Source organism: Candidatus Limousia pullorum (assembly GCF_057405065.1).
In genome coordinates this window covers 749,971-774,744 of record NZ_CM171614.1, presented here as the reverse complement: position 1 = coordinate 774,744, position 24,774 = coordinate 749,971, and the positions used below count along the sequence as shown (strand labels likewise).

General features: G+C 39.6%; 23 protein-coding genes and 3 tRNA genes. 4 read left to right on the top strand and 22 right to left on the bottom strand.

Going from position 1 to position 24,774, the window contains the following annotated elements:
* Positions 1 to 228 precede the first annotated feature (228 nt).
* Positions 229 to 1,419 carry a zinc ribbon domain-containing protein gene (locus tag CGICJO_RS03450; RefSeq protein WP_486499650.1) on the top strand — a complete coding sequence of 397 codons (1,191 nt, stop codon included), beginning with the start codon at positions 229 to 231 and terminating at the stop codon, positions 1,417 to 1,419.
* Positions 1,420 to 1,491: 72 nt separating this feature from the next.
* Here the strand turns inward: CGICJO_RS03450 and CGICJO_RS03445 are convergent, their stop codons facing one another.
* The gene (locus CGICJO_RS03445) at positions 1,492 to 2,034 is read right to left on the bottom strand and encodes a hypothetical protein (RefSeq protein WP_486499649.1); all 543 of its coding nucleotides are present in this window, start codon (positions 2,032 to 2,034) and stop codon (positions 1,492 to 1,494) included.
* Between the two features lie 152 nt (positions 2,035 to 2,186).
* Here CGICJO_RS03445 and CGICJO_RS03440 point away from each other — a divergent pair, with 152 nt between their 5' ends.
* Positions 2,187 to 2,897 carry a tRNA 2-thiocytidine biosynthesis TtcA family protein gene (locus tag CGICJO_RS03440; protein ID WP_486499648.1) on the top strand — a complete coding sequence of 237 codons (711 nt, stop codon included), beginning with the start codon at positions 2,187 to 2,189 and terminating at the stop codon, positions 2,895 to 2,897.
* 493 nt (positions 2,898 to 3,390) lie between these two features.
* On the opposite strand, the gene CGICJO_RS03435 is transcribed toward CGICJO_RS03440, so the two are convergent.
* The 5 genes from CGICJO_RS03435 to rplM all read right to left on the bottom strand — a co-directional run bounded on the left by CGICJO_RS03435 (position 3,391) and on the right by rplM (position 5,697).
* Entirely contained in the window at positions 3,391 to 3,756 is a 366-nt protein-coding gene (locus tag CGICJO_RS03435; protein WP_143256371.1) for an immunoglobulin-like domain-containing protein, read from the bottom strand.
* A 91-nt stretch (positions 3,757 to 3,847) separates the two neighbouring features.
* The gene (locus CGICJO_RS03430; RefSeq protein ID WP_087378100.1) at positions 3,848 to 4,036 is read right to left on the bottom strand and encodes a DUF6472 family protein; all 189 of its coding nucleotides are present in this window, start codon (positions 4,034 to 4,036) and stop codon (positions 3,848 to 3,850) included.
* Between the two features lie 94 nt (positions 4,037 to 4,130).
* Complete coding sequence (locus CGICJO_RS03425) at positions 4,131 to 4,334, bottom strand: winged helix DNA-binding protein (protein ID WP_087378098.1); 204 nt, start codon at positions 4,332 to 4,334, stop codon at positions 4,131 to 4,133.
* A gap of 515 nt (positions 4,335 to 4,849) precedes the next feature.
* Entirely contained in the window at positions 4,850 to 5,251 is a 402-nt protein-coding gene (gene rpsI, locus CGICJO_RS03420) for a 30S ribosomal protein S9 (RefSeq protein WP_087378096.1), read from the bottom strand.
* A 17-nt stretch (positions 5,252 to 5,268) separates the two neighbouring features.
* Positions 5,269 to 5,697 carry a 50S ribosomal protein L13 gene (gene rplM, locus CGICJO_RS03415; RefSeq protein WP_087378094.1) on the bottom strand — a complete coding sequence of 143 codons (429 nt, stop codon included), beginning with the start codon at positions 5,695 to 5,697 and terminating at the stop codon, positions 5,269 to 5,271.
* A 389-nt stretch (positions 5,698 to 6,086) separates the two neighbouring features.
* Here rplM and CGICJO_RS03410 point away from each other — a divergent pair, with 389 nt between their 5' ends.
* Positions 6,087 to 6,503, top strand: a complete 417-nt coding sequence (locus CGICJO_RS03410) for an adenine nucleotide alpha hydrolase family protein (RefSeq protein WP_087378092.1) — start codon at positions 6,087 to 6,089, stop codon at positions 6,501 to 6,503.
* A gap of 388 nt (positions 6,504 to 6,891) precedes the next feature.
* Here CGICJO_RS03410 and CGICJO_RS03405 read toward each other — a convergent pair.
* The 16 genes from CGICJO_RS03405 to rpmH form a co-directional block, all read right to left on the bottom strand.
* Positions 6,892 to 6,979, bottom strand: a tRNA-Leu gene (locus CGICJO_RS03405).
* 17 nt (positions 6,980 to 6,996) lie between these two features.
* Positions 6,997 to 7,071, bottom strand: a tRNA-Glu gene (locus CGICJO_RS03400).
* A 3-nt stretch (positions 7,072 to 7,074) separates the two neighbouring features.
* Positions 7,075 to 7,151: transfer RNA gene (locus tag CGICJO_RS03395), tRNA-Met, on the bottom strand.
* Between the two features lie 355 nt (positions 7,152 to 7,506).
* Complete coding sequence (locus tag CGICJO_RS03390) at positions 7,507 to 8,466, bottom strand: ROK family protein (protein ID WP_486499647.1); 960 nt, start codon at positions 8,464 to 8,466, stop codon at positions 7,507 to 7,509.
* Between the two features lie 157 nt (positions 8,467 to 8,623).
* The gene (serS, locus tag CGICJO_RS03385) at positions 8,624 to 9,910 is read right to left on the bottom strand and encodes a serine--tRNA ligase (RefSeq protein WP_087378090.1); all 1,287 of its coding nucleotides are present in this window, start codon (positions 9,908 to 9,910) and stop codon (positions 8,624 to 8,626) included.
* 407 nt (positions 9,911 to 10,317) lie between these two features.
* Positions 10,318 to 11,187 (bottom strand): ParB/RepB/Spo0J family partition protein, encoded by an 870-nt coding sequence (locus CGICJO_RS03380; protein WP_486499646.1) that lies wholly within the window; start codon positions 11,185 to 11,187, stop codon positions 10,318 to 10,320.
* The gene (locus tag CGICJO_RS03375; RefSeq protein WP_087378087.1) at positions 11,180 to 11,953 is read right to left on the bottom strand and encodes a ParA family protein; all 774 of its coding nucleotides are present in this window, start codon (positions 11,951 to 11,953) and stop codon (positions 11,180 to 11,182) included. Before CGICJO_RS03375 ends, CGICJO_RS03380 begins: the two co-directional genes overlap by 8 nt.
* A 781-nt stretch (positions 11,954 to 12,734) precedes the next feature.
* The gene (locus CGICJO_RS03370) at positions 12,735 to 13,580 is read right to left on the bottom strand and encodes a ParB/RepB/Spo0J family partition protein (RefSeq protein WP_486499645.1); all 846 of its coding nucleotides are present in this window, start codon (positions 13,578 to 13,580) and stop codon (positions 12,735 to 12,737) included.
* Between the two features lie 161 nt (positions 13,581 to 13,741).
* Entirely contained in the window at positions 13,742 to 14,449 is a 708-nt protein-coding gene (rsmG, locus tag CGICJO_RS03365; RefSeq protein ID WP_486499644.1) for a 16S rRNA (guanine(527)-N(7))-methyltransferase RsmG, read from the bottom strand.
* A gap of 10 nt (positions 14,450 to 14,459) precedes the next feature.
* On the bottom strand, positions 14,460 to 16,361 hold the full coding sequence (gene mnmG, locus CGICJO_RS03360; RefSeq protein WP_486499643.1) for a tRNA uridine-5-carboxymethylaminomethyl(34) synthesis enzyme MnmG: 1,902 nt from the start codon (positions 16,359 to 16,361) through the stop codon (positions 14,460 to 14,462).
* A gap of 1,093 nt (positions 16,362 to 17,454) precedes the next feature.
* The gene (mnmE, locus tag CGICJO_RS03355; protein ID WP_486499642.1) at positions 17,455 to 18,825 is read right to left on the bottom strand and encodes a tRNA uridine-5-carboxymethylaminomethyl(34) synthesis GTPase MnmE; all 1,371 of its coding nucleotides are present in this window, start codon (positions 18,823 to 18,825) and stop codon (positions 17,455 to 17,457) included.
* Between the two features lie 1,085 nt (positions 18,826 to 19,910).
* Positions 19,911 to 20,726: an RNA-binding cell elongation regulator Jag/EloR gene (gene jag, locus CGICJO_RS03350; RefSeq protein WP_087378079.1), complete on the bottom strand. Its 816-nt coding sequence runs from the start codon at positions 20,724 to 20,726 to the stop codon at positions 19,911 to 19,913.
* A gap of 122 nt (positions 20,727 to 20,848) precedes the next feature.
* On the bottom strand, positions 20,849 to 21,766 hold the full coding sequence (locus tag CGICJO_RS03345) for a YidC/Oxa1 family membrane protein insertase (protein ID WP_486499641.1): 918 nt from the start codon (positions 21,764 to 21,766) through the stop codon (positions 20,849 to 20,851).
* Between the two features lie 18 nt (positions 21,767 to 21,784).
* Positions 21,785 to 22,021, bottom strand: a complete 237-nt coding sequence (gene yidD, locus CGICJO_RS03340; RefSeq protein WP_087378075.1) for a membrane protein insertion efficiency factor YidD — start codon at positions 22,019 to 22,021, stop codon at positions 21,785 to 21,787.
* A gap of 57 nt (positions 22,022 to 22,078) precedes the next feature.
* A complete protein-coding gene (rnpA, locus tag CGICJO_RS03335; protein WP_087378073.1) occupies positions 22,079 to 22,420 on the bottom strand; it encodes a ribonuclease P protein component in 342 nt (113 codons plus the stop codon).
* A 140-nt stretch (positions 22,421 to 22,560) separates the two neighbouring features.
* Complete coding sequence (gene rpmH / locus CGICJO_RS03330) at positions 22,561 to 22,695, bottom strand: 50S ribosomal protein L34 (RefSeq protein WP_087378071.1); 135 nt, start codon at positions 22,693 to 22,695, stop codon at positions 22,561 to 22,563.
* Positions 22,696 to 23,135: 440 nt separating this feature from the next.
* On the opposite strand from rpmH, the gene dnaA reads away from it, so the two are divergent.
* A complete protein-coding gene (dnaA, locus tag CGICJO_RS03325; RefSeq protein ID WP_087378069.1) occupies positions 23,136 to 24,464 on the top strand; it encodes a chromosomal replication initiator protein DnaA in 1,329 nt (442 codons plus the stop codon).
* Positions 24,465 to 24,774: the final 310 nt, after the last annotated feature.

Sequence of the window (24,774 nt, the reverse complement as noted above, 5' to 3'; positions counted from 1 at the left end):
TGTTTGCCATACATATAGTATAGAAGTATTTTATTTGTATTATACATCTAATATAGATATTATTTTAATACATCCTCTTTTTAATGTTTTTATAGGCTGAATTCACCTGTTTATTCTATTTTTCAACTATTATTTTCAAAATCTATTGAATTCCTGGAAATTTTCTTGTACAATATACTTAAATTACGTGCTTTATGGTAATTGAATTTTATTTATGGAGGTAAGTTTATGTACCAAAACATGTACAACAACCCGGCTCCTATGGGTAATTACAATCCTTACGAGCAAAATTCCGGTTTGCTGAAAACTTTTTTCTCTAAACCGGTTGTTATTATTTTAGCCGCTGTGGGCGGTGTATCTGCTTTAATAAGTATAATTTCTTTCTTTATGCAGATAGGAACATTGGATACAACTATCCGCTACTATAACTACATGATGGGCGGACAGTTTGCAAGCTTTTATTCCAATATAAAGCCTTTATTTATTATTTTCTCAATATGCAGTATTGCAATGACTATAATAAACGCTTTGGGTTACTTCCTGCTTTACTCAAAATCAAAGAACCCTGACCCACAGTCAAATCCAAAAGCAGGTTCAACTCTTCTTTGGGTTATAAGCATTATATCCTTTGTAGCAACCTGTATTCTCGCCGTATTTCTTATTATAGTAGCTTTTATTCTCTTTATCGCATCCGGCGAGGTTTCAAGATATGAAGCAAGCATTATGACTACTGTGGGAGTTGCTATGATCATCGTTGCTCTCGTATTTTTCTTTTACTTCTTATTTCAGTTCCGCTTCTTCTCTTCAATTCACACAAGCTTCAGCAGTGTGCAGATTGTAAGCAAGAGCTCAGTAGCTTTCGCAGTATTTTCTATTATCTTCTGCGTGTTCGCATTTATATCTTTATTCACAAGCCTGGACACAGCTACAGCTATGACTGTTATTTCAAGTCTTATCAGCATAGTAAACACTGTTCTCGTTATTGTATTAGCTTTGTCTTACAATTCTTTTGTAAAGTCAATTACCACAGGCGCAAATCCTATCGGCGGATTTATGCCTAACAACGGTCAGTTCAATCCTTACAATCAGAATACAAACGGTCAGGCTCCTAACATGAACATGGGATACTCCTATCGTCCTCAGCAGCCTCCTGTAAACGACAATAATCAGTTTAACGGTCAGCAGTACCAGAATCCTTATGGAAGCTCTCAGCAGTCTTCTGACGCTGATAAAGCCTATGCAAATCCTTATTTCAGCCAGGATTTTGAAGAGCAAACTGTAAATCCTCAGAACGACACATTTAATCAGACCCCTGTACAGCCTGAGGAACAAGCTGCACAGAACAAGTGTCCAATGTGCGGCGCTGTTCATTCCGGCGACGATTTATTCTGCGGCAACTGCGGCGCAAGACTTAAGTAAACGACATCCTCATATACATCTTAAGCAAAAAGAGGTAAGCCCCTGTGGCTTACCTCTTTTACTTTAAAAGGATTATTTTCCGAATGACTTGAAAGCTTCCATAACGTCGTTATATCTTATTGTATTCTGACTGTCAGGCTTTGATGCGTCATAGGCTGTATCTCTGTATACCATGAGATATTTTCCGTTGTCGGAAAGAACTGCTTCTGTTTCAGGAAGATTTCCTATTTTGAACTTTCCGTTTACCTTAACGTCTGCGATTGTCTTTTCTCCTGTTTCGTCAAGATTTTCAGTGTCGAAAACATAGAATTCAGCTGTCACAGTGCCGCCGCCGTAATTAAAGGAATATTTCTTTCCTTCCTTTGCTCCGATAAGCTCTGCGGTCATTTCTGTTGGTTCTCCGCTTACATATGTCATATCTGTCATATATCTGCAAAGGTCCTCAAAAGTGTCGCTGTAGTCGTTGATATCTACCTGTGGTTCTGTAACCTCTTCTGTTGTTGCTTCTGCTGTTGTAGGAGCTTCTGTTGTATTGAGAGGGTCGCTTACACCGCAAGCTGTTGCTACAGATGCAAACATCATTATTGCGGCGAGAACTGCAATTATTTTTTTCATCAGGATTCCTCCGAAATATTATTTTTCTTTGGTTTTATTATAGCCTATTTTATTTTTTAAATCAATAGCATAAGATAAATAACATTTACTCTGACTATTTATTTTATTTTCTTTCTATGATAAAATATCTTAAAAAAACTCAAGGAGATTTTATGAAACAAATATTAAGTCTTATGCGTGCCGCTGTGGACAAATACAATATGATAGATGAAAACGACGTTATTGCCGTGGGCGTTTCCGGCGGAAAGGACAGCCTTGTGCTTTTACAGGGTCTTGCTTTACTGTCGAATTTTTACCCCAAGAAATTCGTTGTAAAGGCCATAACTGCCGACCCTATGTTTTACAACCAGCCGGGCAAATACGACGAAATACAGGCTCTCTGTGACAAATTAGGGGTAGAATACCGCATAGAACCCACCGAGCTTTATCACATTATATTTGAAACAAGAAAAGAGAAAAATCCCTGTTCCCTCTGCGCCAAAATGCGCCGTGGTGTTCTCCACCGTGTAGCCAAGGAAATGGGATGCAGCAAGCTGGCTCTGGGACATCACCAGGACGACGCCGCCGAAACCTTTATGATGAACCTTTTAAACGGGGGAACTATCGAATGTTTCAGCCCTAAAAGCTATCTTTCCCGACGTGACCTTTATCTTATCCGTCCCATGATTTTCTGCACAGAAAGAATTGTGAGAAACACCGCCGCAAGGCTTTCACTTCCCGTATGCAAAAGCCTATGCCCCGCCGACGGTGTAACAAACCGTGAGGAAACAAAAAAGTTTTTAGAGGAGCTGGATGCAAAATACCCCTCACTCACCCAAAAAATAACCGGCGCCCTCCAAAAATCCCACATCTCCAACTGGTAGTTTTTAGCTCCGCCTTGGACAGGTTCATCTGGCATAAAACTTCTACTATGCGGCGGGGTGAGGTTTGTTTTCCTGACTGAGAATAGCAAGTTTTTTATTTCCGCCTTACATGGAAATTAACACCGTTTCAAGGCGAGCGAAACGTTTTGTTAAGAGACTTAGAATTGCTCGCTCACATTTAAGTTTGATTTTTAAATATTAAAACAACAACCGTGGTTCTTTAAATTTTTGAACCACGGTTGTTTTATAATATAGTCTTATAGAATAATCAAATCGTAAGAACATATAGTTCTTAAAAAGAATAATAATAAGTTAAATGAGATCGAATCATTCCAAAGACTAAACAGAAGGTTTCGCCCGACCTGTAATGATGTTTATTTTTTTAAATAACCTTTGCAGGTCGGTAATAAAATAAAAGTCTCGCCCGCCATGTGCTGAACCTTACCGTCATTTGGAAGTTAGGCATGGCGGATATAAAAAAAGCGGAAATAAATTATAAGTCAAATTCGGCGGCTCGGTAGAAGCTGTCTATGCGCTTTAAAAATCTGTAGTGGCCGGAGGGTAAATCCTCGTAATACATGTTTAAATCCACCTGTTCTTCTGAAGTGGTGTTGCTGATTATGACAATTCCTATTGATTCCCATGCGGCGTCATCTTTAATATTCATTTCGTACCACTGACCGTCAATCTGAATTTCCAGCCGTGGTTCTTTGCCGTACACCACATCTCTGTCTGTGTTGTTTTGATAAACAAGATTTAGATTTAGGCTGTCGCCGTCTTTTTCCAGGCTGTCAACCTTTACGGAAACGCCCACATTTGATATTCTTGCATCATCTATTCCGGGTTCAAGCTTTGACACATCTACACCGGCTCCGCATGCCGATAAAACAAAAGCAAATATTATCCCAAAAAAACATAGACTTAATCTCTTTATACCCATTTTGTACACCTCAGTTTTGTTTTTTAACAATCTCATATTCATTGTCAGACCTGTAATAAGGGCAGTTTGAAAAATTTCCTGTTATAAATTTCTCCATTTCATCCTCATCCAAGTTTACATCACAGACAAAATATCCGTAATCCTCTATATAGGTATAGTTATTACAGGTTTCACAGTTTGTAGGAGTCTTCTTTTTCATACAAATCTCACCCTTAAAATCTGTTTTTCGGCTTATTTCCTATTATTTTTATTATTATATCACCAAACAAAAAAGTTATCAACATAGATCCATCTCAATGTTGATAACTTTTTCGTTTATATGTGGCAGGCTCAATGTGACAGGCGGCGGCTATGTCTTTCTGCAAAGCTCCGTCGTTGTCCTTGAGATAATCAAGGATTTTAGGCTGACCTATTGTTAAACCTGTTTCTTTAAGACGTGAATACAGCTTTTTCTGTATCTTAGTATGACACGCCATCATCAGGTAATGAAACGTCATTTCTTCACCCCTTATTTTATTTAGATATCTAATTGTTAGAACACTAACTATTTTACACACATATAAAAAATATGTCAATGGTCAATGATAACCAAAATAGATTTCCCTTTTAAAGACTTTTCTTATTTATATGTTGATAAAAAACTTTGTTCTGAAACATACAAAATAATATCATAACAAAAATAAAAAACCGTGGCTTCAAATGAAATAAAGGTTGTGTTTTTATAATGTAAAAGACTTGCTGACACAAATCCCATTGAGAGCGAACCATTCCAAAGATTAAACGGAAGGTTTCGCCAACCGTGTACAGAACGTAATGCATAAACAGAAGCCTTGCACGGTGGAAATAAAAAACCCGTGGTCGAAAATAACCACGGGTGAAATTTATAGTTTGAAAGATTTGCTGACACAAATCCCATTGAGAGCGAACCATTCCAAAGATTAAACGGAAGGTTTCGCCCACCGTGTGCAGAACGTAATGTATAAACAGAAGCCTTGCACGGTGGAAATAAAAATCATCTCTTTGAGAACTGTGGAGCTCTACGAGCTGCTTTGAGGCCGTATTTCTTACGCTCTTTCATTCTTGGGTCACGAGTGAGGAAACCGGCCTTCTTGAGAGCTGATCTGAGGTTCTCACTGTCGTACTGGAGAAGAGCTCTTGAAATACCGTGACGGATAGCACCAGCCTGACCTGTAACGCCGCCGCCTGCAACTCTGCAAACTACGTCAAACTTCTCAGCTGTATCTGTGAGAGCCAAAGGCTGTCTAACGATGAGCTTCAAAGTCTCAAGACCGAAATAATCGTCGATATCTCTGTCGTTGATTGTGATTTTACCTGTTCCCTGATACAGTCTTACTCTTGCAACAGAGCTTTTTCTTCTGCCTGTACCGTAAAAATATGCTGCCTTATCGTACATTTAAGCGTCCTCCTTCCTTACATTTCCCAGTTTTCCGGCTTCTGAGCCTGATGATTGTGCTCAGAACCTGCAAAAAGTCTGAGACGAAGCATAGCTTCTCTGCCGATTGTATTTGAAGGAATCATGCCCTTAACAGCAAGCTCCATAGCCTTCTCAGGCTTTGTAGCCATAAGTGTATCATAACGTGTTTCCTTTAAGTGTCCGATGTAACCTGTGTGACGCTGCCACTTCTTCTGAACGAGCTTGTGACCTGTCAAAACTGCATCCTTGCAGTTGATGATGATTACGTGGTCGCCGCAGTCTACGTGTGGTGTATAAGTTGGCTTGTGCTTACCTCTGAGAAGCACTGCTGCCTGAGCTGCTACTCTACCGAGTGGCTTGCCGGCTGCATCAATAACATACCACTTGCGCTCAACCTCGCCTTTTTTAGCCATATATGTTGACATAGCGAATATCCTCCTGTTTTTATTTCTTTAATCTCGCAATGATGATTATATTACATTAAAATCTCCCTGTCAACACTTTTTTTGATTATTTTAATTTAACTTTACACAAACTCTCGTTTTCTCTCGTTTTCTCTTAAATACTCACTTATACTCACGTGCCATTTTTATTTTTTAACAAAAAAATTTTTTATCAACATAAAAAATTAAAATGCATAATATATCATCAGGAACCTTTTTCAATAATTATGTTAATATTTTTAATAATGTCAAAATAAATCTAAAAATTGTCTTTTTTGTTGCAATTTATTCATAGAAAAAACACAAATTACCCCTTTATTTTATCATAATTATATGGTATGATTGATACATATTAAGGAGGTGATATTTAGATGGATTCTCACAATAGGTCGTCGGTACTTGTTTGTGTTACAGGTCAGCATGACTGCGACCGCCTTATAAAGGTGGGAGAAAAAATAGCTTCATCAAAAGATATGCAGCTTCATGTGCTGTGTGTACATCCACCAGTTGAAGACCTCAGTCTTATGAGCAGCGAGATTGAGTATCTTTACAAAACATCCAAGGATTTGGGAGGTGATATGACTATAATCTTTAACGACGATGCTCCGCAGACCGCAGTTGACTTCGCAGAAAAAATTAACGCCAAACAGCTTGTAACAGGAATGCCCGACGGCAGACTTAACAGCTTTATTCTTGTATTCCACGAAACTGCGCCACATATTCCGATAGCTATGGTATCCAAAGAAAACATAACTTACAATATGCAGCCAAGCACAATTTACGCATAATGAAAACAACTAAAACAGGTTAAATCCTGAAATATATAGGAAAATACACTCCCGGTAAAGATTAACTCTTTGCCGGGTTTTTTGATTAAACAAAATTACTTATCCACATTCCTTTAATTCTATGTTAATAACTTTTTAAAATTAAAAGGTAAACACTATCGAGAGCTAATCTCTCTAATAAATAATATGCCACTTTATCAATACAGATATAAAAACAATGTCTAATAAGAGCAAGCCACTCCAAAAAATAAGTAAAACGTCTCACCCGCCTTGAAACGATGTTTATTTTTAATCTAAACCCTTGCAAGGCGGAAATAAATCGGCTATAAAAAACAAAAAAACCGAAGGTATTAACCTTCGGTTGAGTTATCATATATGTAAAGACTTCTGGTGCTGGTGACCGGACTTGAACCGGTACGGATTATTAGTCCGAGGGATTTTAAGTCCCTTGTGTCTGCCTATTCCACCACACCAGCAGATCTTGAAATCAAAATGGTGACCCGGACGAGAATCGAACTCGTGTTACCGCCGTGAAAGGGCGGTGTCTTGACCGCTTGACCACCGGGCCATTTGGTAGCGGAAATAGGACTTGAACCTACGACACTTCGGGTATGAACCGAATGCTCTAGCCAACTGAGCTATTCCGCCATTTAGTTTTCGGCTGCGCTATGGCAACGTCAACAGTTGAGATTATACACTATCCTCCCCCTTTTGTCAATACTTTTTTTAAAAATTTTTTTATATCCGCTTTTTTTATATCCGACCTACAAGACTTTGTTTTAAAAATTAACATCATTACAGGTCGGGCGAGACCTTTTACTGTTATCTTTGGAGTGGTTCGCCCTCATTTAACTTTATTTTTTATTATTCCAAAAACAACTTATTTTATACATTGACCCTCTCTCAATTCTTACTATATTTTCAAAAGAAAAAGATGGTGCAAACCATAATTGGTCTGCACCATCTTTTATTAAGATGAAATCATGTCCTGATTGTTGTATCATCAATACATATTCTCGAGGCATGCAGCTCCGATAATACCTGCGTCATTTCCGAGAGTTGCAACGCAAATCTTTGTCTGCAAGCAGCTGCTCTCGCCCTTGTAAATTTCGCCGGCAACTTTTTCTCTCAAAGGAAGAATAATGTTGTCGCCCTCTTTACTTACGCCGCCGCCGATGCAGAGAACGTCAGGCTGGAAAATGTGAATAATGCTTGCAACGCCGCATGCAAGGTAGTCGATATACTCGTTAACAACCTTCTTGCCGCCCTCGTCGCCCAAACGCATAGCGTCAAAAGCTGTTCTTCCGCTTACATTACCTTCTTTTTCAGCAAGCTTCTTCATAACTGAAGTTTCAGGGTCTTCCTTCTCGATTTCCTCTTTTGTGAGGTTTATAAGACCTGTAGCTGAAGCATATGCTTCCCAGCAGCCTTTTCTGCCGCAGCCGCATGGCTTTCCGTCTTTAACAATAACCATATGGCCAATCTCTGCGCCTGCAAAGTTTGAACCGCTGTAGATTTTACCGTTGATTATAATTCCGCCGCCAACGCCTGTGCCGAGAGTTACAGCAATAGCGTTTGTAGCACCCTTTGCAGAACCTGCAAGGAACTCACCGTATGCAGCTGCGTTTGCGTCGTTTTCTATGTAAACTTTCTTTCCAAGTCTTTCTTCCATCATCTTAACGATTTCCCAATCCTTGAAAAGAAGGTTTGCAGAATATGCGATAATTCCTGTTACAGGATTAACAGCACCAGGAACACCGATACCTACAGAAGAAATATCGTCCCAGTTTACTCCTGCTTTTTCTGCTGCCTGTTTAGCAACCTCTGCCATGCTGTCGCAGACTGACTCTGCCGGACGTGGAATATTTGTTTTGCACTCTGCTTTTGCAAGAATCTTATATTCATCATCCACAACACCGGCAACGATATTTGTGCCGCCCAGGTCAATACCTAACTTATACATTATAAACAACTCCTTGCCAATGAATTATTTGAAATAAATCCCCATAATCATTATATCACACCTCAAATTGCTTATAAAGTCAAAATATTTCAAAATTGAATTTTTGTGAACTTTTTACAATTCACGTGGTCTGAATATAGGCACTTTTCCGAACAGCTTATTTCTTAGGAATAATAACCTCTGCGCCGCCCATGTATGGTCTCAAAGCCTCCGGGATTCTTACAGAACCGTCCTCGTTGAGATTGTTCTCAAGGAAAGCGATGAGCATTCTTGGAGGAGCAACAACTGTGTTATTGAGTGTATGAGCAAAGTATTTGCCGTCCTTGCCGTTTACTCTTATCTTGAGTCTTCTTGCCTGAGCGTCGCCCAAGTTGGAGCAGCTTCCTACCTCGAAATACTTCTTCTGTCTTGGTGACCATGCTTCAACGTCAACGGACTTAACCTTAAGGTCTGCCAAGTCTCCTGAGCAGCACTCCAAGGTTCTTACAGGAATATCCATTGAACGGAACAAATCAACTGTGTTCTGCCAGAGCTTATCGAACCACATCATGCTGTCCTCAGGCTTGCAGACAACTATCATTTCCTGCTTTTCAAACTGATGTATTCTATAAACGCCTCTCTCCTCGATACCGTGTGCGCCCTTTTCCTTTCTGAAGCAAGGTGAGTAGCTTGTAAGTGTATAAGGGAGATCAGCCTCGTTATTTATTGTATCAATGAATTTACCTATCATTGAGTGTTCGCTTGTACCGATAAGATAAAGGTCCTCGCCCTCAATCTTATACATCATAGCGTCCATTTCTGCAAAGCTCATAACGCCTGTTACAACCTCGCTTCTAATCATGAAAGGAGGAACACAGTAGGTAAATCCACGGTTAATCATAAAATCTCTTGCATAGGAAATAACTGCTGAATGAAGTCTTGCAATATCTCCCATAAGATAGTAAAATCCGTTGCCTGCAACCTTTCTTGCGCTGTCAAGGTCAATACCGTTAAATCTCTCCATAATATCAGCGTGATAAGGAACCTCGAAATCAGGAACAAAAGGCTCGCCGTATCTCTGAACCTCTACGTTCTCGCTGTCGTCCTTACCTATCGGAACGCTTGGGTCTATGATATTAGGAATAGTCATCATATTCTTTTTAATCTTTTCAGCATACTCAGCCTCAAGCTTTTCAAGCTCTGCCAAACGCTGTGACTGGGAAGTAACCAGTTTCTTTGTTTCCTCTGCCTCTTCCTTTTTGCCCTGACCCATCAAAGCGCCGATCTGCTTTGAAAGTCTATTTCTATCAGCTCTCAAAGAGTCTGCTTCCTGCTTTACCTTTCTGCTTTCAACGTCCCACTGCAAAACCTCGTCAACCAATGGAAGCTTATTATCCTGAAATTTATTTCTAATATTCTGTTTAACAATCTCCGGATTTTCTCTGACAAATTTAATATCCAACATACCTAACTATCTCCTTTTTATTTTATAACCGACGGGGAAAGGTTAAGCTTGAAATTAGCTCTCGTTTTCCGTCGGGCGAGACCTTTTCTTGTTTACCTTAGAATGGCTCGCTTTCATTTAGGTTTATCTTTTTATTTTTTATGACCTGAAAAGATTTAATCTGAAAATTAACATCATTTCAGGTCTGGCGAAACCTTTTCCCTATTCTTTGGAATGGCTCGCTCTCGGTTAACTTAATTTATTATATTTAATATTGTATACTTGTGTATATATTTGTTTCACGTGAAACAATCATATAATCAAAGCTTAAATAGGAAAAAGCTATTTCAGTCAGGAAAACTAAGTTAAAACCGCCGAAACAGCGATTGTTTTCTGACAGATGAATCTTTCCAAGGCGGATACAAAAATTAGTGAAGTTTATTTGCAAGCTCTTTCAGTTCATCCTGAGAATAGAACTCTATCTGCAAAACTCCGCCTTCGTTATTTTTTGAACCGGTAACAGTTACCTTTTTGCCCAGATACTCTGTAAGTGCAAGCTCAACCTCGCTGAAATAGGATGGCTTTAAGGATATTCTTTCCTGCTTATCCTCTTTTTGAGCCTTGTCCTTTTCTGCGTTTATCGCTTTCACCAGCTTTTCTGTCTGCCTTACGGAAAGCTCTTTTTCATAAATCTGCTTTGCGGCATTTATCATCTCTTCCTCGCTTCCAAGGGCAAGCAAAGTTCTTCCGTGACCGGCGGAGATTTCTCCCCTTTCCACCATGTCGGAAACTTCCTTAGGAAGATTTAAAAGTCTTAAAGAGTTTGCCACTGCGGAACGTGAGCGTCCCACAACCTGGGAAACCTCTTCCTGTGACATTCCGTACTCGTCCACCAAAACGCCGAAGCCTTTCGCCTCTTCAATAGGCGTCAGGTTTTCTCTTTGCAGATTTTCAATAAGAGCAAGCTCCATTGTTTCGCTGTCGCTTAATTCCCTTATAACTACAGGAACCTCTGTAACCCCTGCCATTCTGCATGCACGGTATCTTCTCTCGCCTGCTACTATCTGGTATCCTCCGCCGATAAGGGGACGAACCAAAAGTGGCTGTAAAACTCCGTGCTGAGAAATGCTGTGGGCAAGCTCTGCCAATGCGCTCTCGTCAAAATCTTTCCGTGGCTGGTCTCTGTTGGGTTCTATCTCTGATATTTTAAGTGTGACCGTACTGTTTTTACTTTCACTTTCGTTTTCCATAAAAATAGCGTCCAGTCCTTTTCCAAGACCCCCCAGCTTCTTAGCCATAGTTGCGTTCCTTTCTTATTATTTCTTCTGCAAGTGACATATATGAAAGTGCGCCCTTGCTTGATTTATCATAATACATTACCGGCAAACCAAATCCCGGAGCTTCTGAAAGTCTTACGCCTCTGGGTATTACCGAGGAGAAAACCTTTCCCGGGAAAAACTTCTTTACCTCTGCCACAACCTGCTGAGTAAGGTTAAGTCTGCCGTCAAACATTGTAAGCAGAACTCCCTCTATCTCAAGGCTTGTGTTGTACTGTCTTTTAACTCTTCTAACCGAACTCATAAGCTGTGAAAGTCCCTCCAGCGCATAATATTCGCACTGAATAGGAACAAGAATTGTATCAGCCGCTGTAAGGGCGTTTGTGGTTATAAGTCCCAAAGAGGGAGGACAGTCTATAATTATGTAGTCGTAGTTTTCCTTTATGGGAGCAAAGGAAGTTTTAAGTCTTTGCTCTCTGTGAGGAATATCCGCCATTTCAAGCTCTGCCGCCGCCAAATCAATGCTCGCCGGCATTAAATGCAGATTCTGAAATTTTGTGTTCATAATAATGTCGTTGGCTTTTGCGCCGTCTACAAAAATATTGTAGGTTGACATCTTAACAGACCTTTTGTCTATTCCCACTCCGCTTGTTGAGTTTCCCTGAGGGTCGGTATCCACCAGCAAAACTCTTCTTGACAAACAACCCAGTCCGGCTGCCAAATTTACGGCAGTTGTAGTCTTTCCAACTCCGCCTTTTTGGTTAGCCACTGCAATAACCTTTGCCAAAATCTCACCTCAAATTTCATTCTTCCAATATTCTATCCGTAATTATACCACACATTATGCGGTATTTCCATACAACACACTAAATTTTTATTATTTAGTTATTCATATCGAAGAAAAAATGTTTCACGTGAAACTTTTCCTGACTAAAAACAGATTTTTATATATTTGTTTCACGTGAAACAAGTACATACACAAGTGTCTGATAAACCAACGCCCTATGAGTTTAATTAAATAAAATAAACTAAGTTAACCGAGAGCAAACCATTCCGAAGATTAAGAGGAAGGTCTCTCCCGGCCTGAAATTGAGTTTATTTATAAAAACAACCTTTGCAGGTCGGAAATAAAATAAAAAAGGTCTCGCCCGCCTTGAAAAAAAAGTTAATTTATAGTTTAACCTTTGCAAGGCGGATAAAAAAATAAAGGTTTCGCCCGCCATGTGCAGAACTTAACTGTTATCTTGAAGTCAGGCATGGCGGAAATAAAAAAATCACACATACGGTGTTAATTAGATAAAACTAAAATAAAGCCAAATGAGAGCGAGCCATTCTCAAAAATAAACAGAAGGTCTCGCCCGACGGAAAACGTGAGTTAATTTCAAGCTTAACCTTTCCCCGTCGGTTATAAAAAAGATTAAAGACCTGTGCTTTTGGGGAACACAGGCCTTTAACAAGGGGTTAGATAAGGAAATGGGTATGAGTGGCTATGACAGGGCAGATGCCCAATCAGATATATAAATTAGGTGTACGCATATTAGTTGAGGAATTTAAGCTTGTACAAAAATTCAGGCTGTTTTGTGGTCTGAAGTATCGTCCTTTTTGGAAGATATATTCTTTGGTATTCTCACCGTGTATTCAATGTAATCGTCGTTTTCCGCACGCTTGCTTACGGCGTTGATACCTGCCAGCCGCATTGTGTCAACGGCTTTGTTTATGGTGTTTATGAAAATTCTCACATCTTTTATGACAACACGTTTCTTTCTGTGCTTGTCATCAACGGCGATAAAACTGCTGCTGATGATGTTGTCCACAAGCTCTTCGGTTTGGTTTATGTTCAGACTTTCGCTTATAACCTTGCTTAGAGCTTCCTTTCTCAGATTTTCATCTGCTATTCTCAGAAGCGCCCTTGCGTGGCGTTCTGAAAGACCGGCTTGATTTATCCAGTCCTGCTCGTCCATGGTAAGCTTTAAAAGCCTGAGCTTGTTGGCAACGGTGCTTTGCTTTTTTCCAAGCTTTGCCGCCGCTTCCTCTTGTGTAAGGTTGTACTTCCTTATAAGCCGTGAAATTCCTCTTGCTTCTTCGAACATTCCCAAGTCAGACCTTTGCAGATTTTCAAGAAGTGCAAATATCGCCGATTCCCTGTCTGTGCATTTTATCACAATACATGGAACTCTTTTAAGACCTGCAATCACTGCCGCTCTGAGCCTGCGCTCTCCTGCAACCAGCTCGTATTCCTGAAGATTAAGTCTTCTCACTGTCAATGGCTGGAGTATGCCGTTTTCCTCTATGGAAGCGGCAAGGGAGTTCAGCTCTTCGTCCTTAAAGGTTTTTCGCGGCTGACTTTGATTTGGTCGGATCTGCCTTATAGGTATGTCCACTACCTTATTGCCGTCTTTTGAAATAAAGTTCAACCGCTTTCACCTCCGCAGGAATGTTACAGGTATATAATAAACCATCGGAAGCAAATTTTCTGTCGTTCTCTGTGCAAATAAAAAATTGTTTTTTGTTCTTTTATAATGAATAAACTCAAAAAACCTTATGCCGCTGAATATCAATGACATAAGGTTTTTCATTATCTTTTTTTCTTCTTTTTGTTTGAGCCTTTTTTGGCAACGGGTACGCTTCTTATTTTCTGAACCTCAACTATGGTTCTTTCCCCTGCGTCTTTAAGCTCGTATTCATGAACGGCAGAAACCTTTCCCCCGTGCTTTTCAATTTCTGCTTTTCCCTTTTCAAGCTCCTCGGATAATGCAGGGCCTTTTAAAGCAACCAGCCTTCCGCCTTTCTTTACAAAGGGCAGACAATAGCCGGAAAGCTTCTCCATTGCCGCAACCGCTCGGGAAACAGCCATATCAAACTTTTCGTGATAGGTTTCTGTTGCTCCCCCGTCCTCGGCTCTTGAATGTACTATCTCGCAGGTAATACCCAGCCTTTCGCAAAGCTCCGCTAAAAATTTAAGTCTTTTATTAAGACTATCAAGCAATGTAAGCTCTATATCCGGCCGCATGATTTTAAGTGGAACAGAGGGAAATCCAGCTCCTGTTCCAACATCAACCATTTTGCAGTTCTGAGGAACCTGAGCATATTTCAGCATTATAACGCTGTCTACAAAATGCTTTAAAGCCACTCCGTCCATATCGGTTATGGCGGTAAGGTTCATAAACTCGTTCCATTCCACCAAGGTTTTAAAATATATTTCAAACTGCTGAAGCTGGGTTTCGGAAAACTCAATTCCGTTTTCCTCTCCCCTTGCTTTTAAAATATCTGTAAATTCACTCATAGATTCACCTTTAGTTATCCGCTTTTCTGTTTTTTCTCTGGGCAAGCCAAATAAGCAGAACGCTTATATCAGCCGGAGAAACTCCGGAAATTCTGGAAGCCTGTCCTATATTCAATGGCTTTACCTTATTGAGCTTTTCCTGAGCCTCAAGTCTCAAGCCTATAATTGTTTTATAGTCCACGTCTGTAGGAAGCTTTTTGCTTTCAAGCTTTCTCATCTGCTCAACCTGGGCAATCTGCTTTTTAATATATCCCTCGTACTTAATCTCGGTTTCAACCTGACTGAATATGCTTTCGCTTATATTCGGTCTTCCTGTATCAAGAGATTCAAGGCATTTATAATCAATCTGCGGTCTTTTCAAAAGGTCTATCATTCTCACGCCTGATGTTACTGGAGATGTTTCACGTGAAACAAGTATATTGTTTAACTCCTCAGATGGTGAGAAAACAACCTTTTCTATTCTCTTCATTTCCTCAGCCTTGATTTTTTGTCTTTCCAAAAAGCTTTCCCAGCGGCTGTCGGTTACAAGTCCTATCTTTCTGCCGATTGGTGTAAGTCTTTCGTCGGCGTTGTCCTGACGGAGAATAAGTCTGTATTCGCTTCGGGATGTCATCATTCTGTATGGATCGTTTGCTCCCTTTGTTACAAGATCGTCGATTAGTGTTCCTATATATGAGGAAGCACGGTCAAGCACAAGGCTTTCTTTTCCCAAAACCTTCATTGCGGCGTTGATACCTGCAACAAGTCCCTGAGCCGCCGCTTCTTCATATCCGCTTGAACCGTTGAACTGTCCTGCTCCGTACAGTCCCGGGAAATCCTTAAATTCCAGTGTTGCGTTCATTGCCAGCGGGTCAACGCAGTCGTATTCAATAGCGTAAGCCGGACGCATTATAACTGCGTTTTCAAGTCCCTTTATAGAATGATAGAATTTAAGCTGAACCTCCTCCGGCAATGACGAGGACATTCCCTGCAAGTACATTTCCTCTGTATCAATTCCGCATGGTTCTATGAAAAGCTGGTGTCTTTCCTTTTCTGAAAATCTTACAATCTTATCTTCAAGGCTCGGGCAGTAACGTGGGCCTACACCCTCAATCTTTCCTCCGTAAAGTGGTGAACGGTGGATATTATCAAGAATAATCTTTTTTGTTTCAAGGTTTGTCCAGCTTACATGGCAGACAACCTTATTTTCAAGGCTTCCCTCTTCTGTTTCATAGGAAAAAGGAATAACAGGCTCGTCGCCCTCCTGAACCTCCAAATCGGAAAAATCTATGCTTCTTTTCAAAACACGGGCAGGAGTTCCTGTTTTAAATCTTCTAAGGGGAAGTCCCAAGTCTTTGAGGCTCTGACCCAAAAATGTTGCCGGGAAAATTCCGTCCGGTCCGCTCTCATAGGAAACCTCACCGATAAATATTTTGCCGCCCAAAAATGTTCCTGTTGCTATAATAACGGTTTTGGCATAAATTTCTGCGTTCATTCTTGTTTCAAGAACCCACATACCGTCATTTTCAAAATCATCGGATTTCTTAATTGAAACTATTTCCGCCTGCTTCAATTCAAGGTTCGGCTGAAGCTCCAGCTTGTGTTTCATTATCTGAGCATATTGGCGGCGGTCAATCTGTGCTCTCAAAGAGTGAACGGCAGGGCCTTTGCCTCTATTGAGCATACGCATCTGCAAAAGGCTTTCATCTGCGGTCTTTCCCATCTCACCGCCCAAAGCATCAACCTCACGTACAAGGTGACCCTTAGCTGTACCTCCGATAGAGGGATTGCAGGGGCAGTTGCCCACGGCGTCAAGATTTATTGTAAACACAACTGTATTACAGCCAAGCCTTGCAGCAGCAAGCGCCGCTTCAATTCCGGCGTGACCTGCACCAATTACAGCCAAATCATAACTTCCACCAAAATAATTCATCCTCTACTCTCCTTTTATTTTATATCCGACGGGGAAAGGTAAAGCTATAAATTAGCTTCCGTTTTCCGTCGGGCGAGACCTTTATTTTTTATATCCGCCTTGCAAAGGGTTAATTTAAAAATAAACGTCGTTTCAAGGCGGGCGAAACCTTTATTTTTTATTTCCGCCTTGCAGAGGTTTAATTTAGAAATAAGCATCGTTTTAAGGCGGACGAGACCTTTTCCGCAATCTTTGGAATGGTTCACTCTCAGTTAACTTTTTTACTTACACAATCATACAACAAAAATGTTTTTTAATCAATAATTTTATATCCGTATTTTTTATATCCGCCTTGCAGAGGTTAAAGTATAAATCAACTTTCGTTCCAAGGCAGGCGAAACTTTTTTATATCCGACCTGCAAAGGTTTATCTTAGAATTTAACATCTGCGCAGGTCGGGCGAGACCTTTTCTGCAATCTTTGGAATGGTTCGCTCTCGGTTAGGTTTCTTTTTTTGTTATTTAAAATTTTTTCCACATTGCTTCAATACAATGTGGAAACTTTTATTTACTATAATTCTTTTATAGAATAATATTTGTAGGGGCGGATTATATATCCGCCCGGTAATACAACGGTAAATGATAAAACTATGTCCATTTACAAAGATGATGTCATATAACAAAACCAAACCCACAAAATATTTTTTAATAAATGTGGATTTGGTTCATTTTTAAATTAAAATTATCTTAATAACCTGACTTATTTTTATCATAAACCCTACTGCGACCGGGCGGATATTTCAATCCGCCCCTACGGCTGAGGTTTATTTTTTACAAAGTAACATCGCTGATTTTAAATCGATTTTTTATCAACATTTCTTTAATACAATGTTAATAAAAAACTTAATTACGAGAATAGCCACTCCCAATAATAAAACAAACTCTTAACCGCCGCATAAACGAACGGTGACTGCCATAGAGAAGCCCTACAAGACAGCTTATAAAAATATAAAAAACTTAACTGTGAGAATAACCACTCTAAATAATGATACAAACCTCACCCCGCCGCATGGCGTAAGTTTTCTGACAGATGAACCTGTCCAAGGCGGATATAAATCATTTGCCGACGCAGAAGTTGTGGAATACTCGGTCTACTACGGTTTCGCTTACTCGCTCGCCTGTCAGCTCCAGTATGCAGGAAATTGCGTCCTCGAGGGAAACTGTAACTGCATCGTATGTCATTCCCATTTCTAAGGCTTCTTTCGCTTCTTTTAAGGATTTTAAAGAATTTAATACGGCGTCTCTCTGTCTTTCGTTGGAAAGTATTCCCTGGGATGGGTCAAAGTTTTCAGCTCCGCAGATTTCCGTTACTGCTTCTGTAAGACTTTCAAGTCCTGTGTTGTTGGCGGCTGAAATGTAGACTATCTTCTTTACATAGTCCTTTATAATGTTGTCGTCCAGCTCTTTTTCAAGGTCGGTCTTGTTTACAACGGCAATGCAGGGAGTTCCTTTCAGTTCTTCCAAAAGCTCCATGTCGTCATCGTTGAGCTTTGATGAGTTGTCAAAGACAGCTAAAACAAGTCCGCAGTTTTTTATTCTCTCCTTTGCCCTTGAAACACCTATCTGTTCAACCTTGTTGTCGGTATCTCTTATTCCGGCGGTGTCGCTGAGTCTTAAAATAACATCGCCCAAAACCACAGTTTCTTCTATGATATCTCTGGTTGTTCCCGGAATTTCTGTGACAATGCTCTTTTCACAGCCGGCAAGGAGATTCATTATTGTTGACTTTCCTACATTCGGTCTTCCAACAATTACTGTGTCAATACCCTCTTTTATCGCCTGTCCTACATCATAGGTTTTCAAAAGGTCGTTAAGTTCCTTTTCAGACTCCTTTATGCTGTTTTCCAAGGCTTCAAAGGAAACCTCGGGAATATCCTCCTCGGGATAATCTGCCCAAGCCTGCAAATGTGCTGTTCTGGTTAAGATATCCTCTTTTACCTTGTCTATTCTCTTTCTCAAAGCTCCTTCACGGACGGAAAGCGCAGCTCTTGCGGCAGCTCGGCTTTTTGCGCCGATTATATCCATTACTGATTCAGCTTCTGTCAAATCTGTTTTTCCGTTCAGGAAAGCTCTTTTTGTAAATTCTCCGGCTTCGGCAAGTCTTGCGCCGTTTTTCAAAACAGTTCTCAAAACCTCACGGGTTACAAAAATTCCGCCGTGGCAGGAAATCTCCACAACGTCCTCTCCGGTATAGCTATGAGGGGCTTTAAAAACGAGAGAAACAACCTCGTCGATACACTGTTCCCCGTCGTACACCTTTCCGTAAAGTGCGGTATAACCTTTAAGTTCTGAAAGCTTCTTTCCGCCTGCTGATTTAAAAACTTTATCTGCAATTTCAACGGCACTGTCGCCGGAAATTCTTATAACGCCTATACCGCCGGCACCCTGCGCCGTACTTATAGCCGCAACAGTATCAAACTCATTCATAATATTTTCCTTTCTCTTTTATTTGTTTCACGTGAAACATGGTTCATGTAAATATTTTCAAAATGTGAAATTAGTTCATCTATTGATTGAGTTTATCTATATAAATAAACTTATTTTTATCATAAAGCTTACTGCGACCGGGCGGATATTTAATCCGCCCCTACTGTGGGGTTTACTTTTTTTCGTTGAACGTCACAATAAAATACGAGTTCATCCCTTTGAAAAGATGATTTTTATTTCTTTTTATATTCCTTTATGTAATATCCTGCGTAGGGGTGGATTGCATATCCACCCGGTAACACAACACCGAATAATAAAATCATGCCTGTTTACGGAGATTATATTAAATAATAAACAAAACGCACAACAATATTTTAAATATAAAAATGTTTCACGTGAAACACTATTCAAATGGTATTCCCCATTCCTGTTCCCACTTTTTCGGATTATTTACTATATACCGATACTTTTCTAAATAATCGTATTCATTTCTTATTATGTGTTCATAATAGTTTCTTTGCCAAAAATACTTTTTAAATGGCAAGTATAATCCTTTTTTTACACCTCTAATATAATCATTAGTTGTAACAATTTTAAACCACTTTATTATATCACACAACTGATAATTACAGCTATTGATAATAATTAAAAATGAATGTGGTCTGGCATAATTACATACTTTGATATAAAGGCTCCGGAAAATTTAACGCTTACTTTATGCAAGTGATTTTCTACCATTTTATGAGGACTGTTTTCTTTTGGAAAAAGCTCACCTTTTATTATTTCTCCAAACAGATGAACTCTATTATGGATACACATGGTTATAAAATATGCTCCGCTCTTTGAATAATCAAAATTTTTTAATCGTATATTTTTTCTGCTTATATTTTCCATTTTAATATATTTATACAAAATATAATAGTATAATACTCCAACTCAGAGATAACCACTCCAAAGCCTATAACCAACCTTTTGACCGCCGTGCGCACAATCCAACCTTTAAAACAAACTCTTCCCACGGCGGAACTAAAAAAGACGGAAATAAAAAATGGACGGAAATGTTTTGTCATCTCCGTCCTTAATAATTATTTGTCTATTCTGCCGTAAAGTCCGGTTGCTCCGCCTTCGTTTAAAGGCTTGCGCTCTACTGCCGGCTTGTCTGTGTCGGTGCGCTTTTTGTCAAAGCTGCCCCTTTTAGAACCGGAGAACTTATTATAACGACCTTTCTGACCGTACTTTCCGCCTCTCTGATTTCTGCGCTGTGGCTTCGGCGCTTTTGGATCCGGACCGATTACCACGTGACGAGCGGCGTTTTCTCCCTCGCTCCAGGATATTGCGCCGTTTACTTTCTGAACCGCTGTATGAATTATTCTTCTCTCATAAGGGTTCATCGGCTCCAAAGAGGTTTTTGAACCGGTTTTAACAGCTTTAAAGGCAAGTTTTCTGCCCAAAATAGCGAGAGTTTCCTCTCTCTTTTCTCTGTAGTTTCCTGTATTCAGAGTAATTCTGTAATAGTTGTTGTCAACATGATTTGCAACAAGTCCGGTAAGATACTGCAATGCATCCAAAGTTTCCCCTCTTCTGCCGATAACGTACCCAACGTCTTCTCCCTCGATGGAGATTTCTACACCGTCTTCCTTGTCATGTTTTTCTACTGTAAGATTTTTAGCCCCCATAGCGTCGAGCACATTTTTGAGATACTCAACTGCTGTATCAACAGGGCTTATCTCTATGTAAACTCTAACCTTGGCAGGGCTGCCGCCAAATAATCCTAATTTCTTCTTTTCGGGCATTTTGAGGATTTCAAACTCGGTTTCAAAGGTTTCTACGCCGAGTTCTCTGCAAGCGTTTTCTCTTGCTTCATCCACAGTTGCTCCTACTCCGATAGCTTCCTTAATCAAAATTTCACCTTCTCGGAACAAATCATGAATTTATGAATTTCAGATTTAAATTTTCTTTCTGTATATAATCCGAATAATCGGATAAATTTCCTATTTAAAAAATATTTGTTTTGTTCGCTGTTTTACTGCAACTTTTGAGCATTTTTCTCCTGTAAACGGAGCAGTGCAACATGCTGAGCTTCCATCTTTCCGCCCATTTTTGTAGCGTTATAGAATTTTTGAAGCACAAGTGTCTGAACAAAACTGAGTACGGTTGATACAATCCAGTAAAAACCAACGGCTGAAGGCACATTGAGAGCAATCCATGCTGAGAAAAGAGGCAATACAAAAAGCATAACCTTCATGCATCCCTGCATCTGATTTCCCTGTATCTTTGTAAGTAAGAACTGTGAACCGATTGAAGTCAAAAGACACAAAACAGGAATTGCATAATAAATTCCGCCGGCAACGCTTGGAGTTGACAAAAGGTCAAAGCCCAGCAAATTAAAGCTCTGGTTAAACATGGAAATGTTTGCAATCTCTGAAGCAGAGAAAATTTCCTGAACAAAGCTTGAATTCTGGATTGCAGGGAAAATATTTACAAATTCAATCTGTCTGTAAAATGTGTTTGACGATTGCTGAAGTCCCGGAATGGAATTCATAAAGTCAATAGCCTGGTTTACTGAATCCGATGAAAGATGCAGTGTATTTGTAAGAGGATAGGCAACACTGTAGAAAACGCCCAAAAGTACAAGCATAGGCAAAATGGAAGTAATACATCCGCTCATAGGAGAGGTGTTCTCTTTCTCGTAAAGCTTCTGCATTTCCTGATTAAGCTTGTTTCTGTCGTTTCCGTACTTTTCTCTCAAAAGCTTCTGTTTTTCCTGAAGCTTCTGGTTAGCCGCCATAGATTTTTGCTGTTTAATAGAAAACGGGAATGTGATTATCTTAATAATCAATGTAAAGATAATAATCGCTATACCGAAGTTCTTAACGATAAGCAAAGGCCACCACAGCAAGTAGCCCAGTATAAAACCAATGTAGTTAAAAATTTGCATCATGGTTAAACTACCTCACATTTAGCTTTTCCTTTTTTCATTTTTCTTTTCCGGAACGGGGTCATACCCGCCCTTTGAAAAAGGATTACATCTTAAAATTCTCCAAACGGTGAGAAGGCTTCCTTTAAAAGCGCCGAAACGCTCTATAGCTTCCAGTCCGTACTGGGAACAAGTGGGATAATATTTGCACTTAGGAGAAGTCCTTGGAGAAATATTTTTCCTATAAAATTTTATAAGCTGTAATAGAATCTGTTTCATAACCAAAGTCTTAATAACCAAACAATCCGAAATTTTATAATCTTAAATAAGCGACCTTTAGTCTTCAATAATCAATCCCGCAGTTTTCAAATGACTTTGCATACAACTTAAAACTTCCGTGCTTTTTACATAGGGAGTTTTGCCTCTGGCAACAAAGACAATGTCGTACCCCTGTTTGAGATTTCCCTCAAGCATATAAAAAGCCGCCCTTATCACTCTTCTGGCTCTGTTTCTTTGGACAGCTTTTCCGATTTTTTTACCGGTAGTGATTCCGTAACGCAGGTTATTTGAATTATTTTTAATTACATATGTCACAAGCAAAGGGCTTACAAAAGATCTGCCTCTCTTATAAGCTCTGGAAAATTCTCTTTTTTCTTTTAAAGTGAGGGCATCACTCATTAAAATCACCTTAAACCGGAAACTTTTTTTAAGCACGTTTAAGCAGCAGAGAACTCTGCCGCTTATCTTCGCCTAAATAATAATTTTTAAAAATACAGACCACATTCAACGGTGGCCTGTATTTTAAGCTTTATTTTTTATTAGTAGGTCAGTCTCTTTCTGCCTTTTGCTCTTCTGCGAGCCAATACTTTACGTCCGTTTCTGTCAGACATTCTCTTTCTGAAGCCATGCTCTTTTTTTCTGTGAAGCTTTTTTGGCTGGTAAGTTCTCAGCATTTAAAAATCCTCCCTTCGGATACATAACCTTGCACCTTAGCATTATATATTACTTTTAAAAATACGTCAAGGGTTTTACCTCGATTTTTCCACTGTTTAAGGCAAAAAAAAGAATATTTTTTTGTGTATAAATGAGATTTTTTCCCTTTTTTTCAGGTTATTTGAAAAAATCAGCCTCTAAAGCCGGTGATTTTTTAAGCTTTCAATAAAAATTTCAAAATTTAACCCCGTTTTTCCTATATCTTAAAGCTTATACCCCCTTGAAAAAAATTGAAAAATAAGTTTACAAGGTAAATTTTTTTTGCTACAATATATTATGAGAAATAGTGGAGGGGTATCGCCTTTTTTCCGCTTTTTATATGCACAGAAAAAACCGAAAGAAAAAATACGCTTTTTTTCGGCTTAATAAGTGCGACTAAAAATAATATTGGAGGTATTATATGGAATCCTTTAACGAGGCATGGGAAATCATATGCGATTACTGTAAAACTAAGATTACAGATGTTGCCTACAAAACATGGATTAGCAGAATTGTTCCCAAAAATCTCGATTTCGAAAAAGGCGAAGCAATTTTGCTGGTTCCAAATGATTTTCATCGCCAAACCCTCATAAGATGTTATACGGTATTGCTCAATGAAGCATTCAACGCCGTTTTTGGAATCGGCTTTACCGTCAAATTCGTAATTCCAAGTGAAGTTGGAGAAGAAAACAACACAAAAAAAGAAGAACCGGAGGATACTTTCCTTGATACAAACTATGAGTATACCTTTGACACCTTTATTGTAGGTTCTTCAAACAAGTTCGCCCATGCGGCGTCTTTGGCAGTTGCCGCAAATCCGGCAGGGGCTTACAACCCTTTATTCCTTTACGGAAATTCAGGTCTTGGAAAAACCCACCTTTTGCTGGCTATCGGCAACGATATTAAAAAGACTCACCCTGAAAGCCATATACTTTATATAAAGGGCGACGACTTTACCAACGAACTCATCGAATCCATTCAGATGAACAGAACCGCTGAGTTCCGTCAGAAATACAGACAGACAGATGTTCTTTTAATCGACGACGTTCAGTTTATCGGCGGCAAGGAAAGAACCCAGGAAGAGTTCTTCCATACCTTCGATACTCTTTTCAACGACAAAAAACAGATAGTTTTGACATCTGACCGTCCGCCGAAAGAGATAAAAACTCTTTCCGAGCGTCTGCGTTCACGTTTTGAGTCAGGACTTTTGGCAGATATCCAGCCGCCGGACATCGAAACACGTATCGCTATTATAGAAAGAAAAGCACAGCTCCTCGATCTTAAAATTCCGGACGAGGTTTGCGAGTTTATCGCTTCAAAAATCAAGACAAATATCCGTCAGCTTGAAGGCACAGTTAAAAAGCTGAAAGCCAAGAGCCTTTTAAACGGAGAAAGACCAACAATCGCCACAGTTCAGGAGATTATTTCCGACATTCTCAACAACGATGTTCCGCCGGAGCTTACAGTTGAGAAGATAGTGGACGAGGTTGCAAGAACTTTCGGAGTTGCTCCCGAGGATATCCGTTCCAAAAAGAGCAGAAAGGCAAACATCAACCACGCACGTCAGATTGCAATCTATGTTGTAAGAGAGCTCACTCCTCTTTCAATGGTGGCAATCGGCGAAGAGTTCGGCAACAGACATTATTCTACAATTGTCTACACCGTTCAGCAGGTTGAGGACGAAATGAAAAACGATTCAAAAGTAAGAGAAACAGTAGAGGACATTATCAAGAATATTCGAGACAGATAATGACCGTTTTTGACTGAATTTGTGAAAAAACAAGGGGTTATTTTATCCACAAAAGTTTCAACATTCAACACACATAATTAAACGCTTTGTTTATATGTGGAAAACAAGTTGAAATGTTGATAAGTATTCAACATTCCTCAAAGTTCGAGGAAGTAAAATTTTTACTTGAATTTTTTCGATGAATACTTAATTTTTTTTAGTCTTAAACATTTCAACACCCCCTACTACTACTACTCTAATTTAATCATAATCATAACATATCATATGATATGAAAGAGGCCTGCAGCCTCTTAGGAATGTTGAAACAGAA

Bases quoted from the DNA above. Each gene is read 5' to 3' on its own strand.
- CGICJO_RS03450 (WP_486499650.1), top strand. From the start codon at position 229: ATGTACCAAAACATGTACAACAACCCGGCTCCTATGGGTAATTACAAT.
- CGICJO_RS03445 (WP_486499649.1), bottom strand. From the start codon at position 2,034: ATGAAAAAAATAATTGCAGTTCTCGCCGCAATAATGATGTTTGCATCT.
- CGICJO_RS03440 (WP_486499648.1), top strand. From the start codon at position 2,187: ATGAAACAAATATTAAGTCTTATGCGTGCCGCTGTGGACAAATACAAT.
- CGICJO_RS03430 (WP_087378100.1), bottom strand. From the start codon at position 4,036: ATGAAAAAGAAGACTCCTACAAACTGTGAAACCTGTAATAACTATACC.
- CGICJO_RS03425 (WP_087378098.1), bottom strand. From the start codon at position 4,334: ATGACGTTTCATTACCTGATGATGGCGTGTCATACTAAGATACAGAAA.
- rpsI (WP_087378096.1), bottom strand. From the start codon at position 5,251: ATGTACGATAAGGCAGCATATTTTTACGGTACAGGCAGAAGAAAAAGC.
- rplM (WP_087378094.1), bottom strand. From the start codon at position 5,697: ATGTCAACATATATGGCTAAAAAAGGCGAGGTTGAGCGCAAGTGGTAT.
- CGICJO_RS03410 (WP_087378092.1), top strand. From the start codon at position 6,087: ATGGATTCTCACAATAGGTCGTCGGTACTTGTTTGTGTTACAGGTCAG.
- CGICJO_RS03390 (WP_486499647.1), bottom strand. From the start codon at position 8,466: ATGTATAAGTTAGGTATTGACCTGGGCGGCACAAATATCGTTGCCGGT.
- serS (WP_087378090.1), bottom strand. From the start codon at position 9,910: ATGTTGGATATTAAATTTGTCAGAGAAAATCCGGAGATTGTTAAACAG.
- CGICJO_RS03380 (WP_486499646.1), bottom strand. From the start codon at position 11,187: ATGGCTAAGAAGCTGGGGGGTCTTGGAAAAGGACTGGACGCTATTTTT.
- rsmG (WP_486499644.1), bottom strand. From the start codon at position 14,449: ATGAGTGAATTTACAGATATTTTAAAAGCAAGGGGAGAGGAAAACGGA.
- mnmG (WP_486499643.1), bottom strand. From the start codon at position 16,361: ATGAATTATTTTGGTGGAAGTTATGATTTGGCTGTAATTGGTGCAGGT.
- mnmE (WP_486499642.1), bottom strand. From the start codon at position 18,825: ATGAATGAGTTTGATACTGTTGCGGCTATAAGTACGGCGCAGGGTGCC.
- CGICJO_RS03345 (WP_486499641.1), bottom strand. From the start codon at position 21,766: ATGATGCAAATTTTTAACTACATTGGTTTTATACTGGGCTACTTGCTG.
- yidD (WP_087378075.1), bottom strand. From the start codon at position 22,021: ATGAAACAGATTCTATTACAGCTTATAAAATTTTATAGGAAAAATATT.
- rnpA (WP_087378073.1), bottom strand. From the start codon at position 22,420: ATGAGTGATGCCCTCACTTTAAAAGAAAAAAGAGAATTTTCCAGAGCT.
- rpmH (WP_087378071.1), bottom strand. From the start codon at position 22,695: ATGCTGAGAACTTACCAGCCAAAAAAGCTTCACAGAAAAAAAGAGCAT.
- dnaA (WP_087378069.1), top strand. From the start codon at position 23,136: ATGGAATCCTTTAACGAGGCATGGGAAATCATATGCGATTACTGTAAA.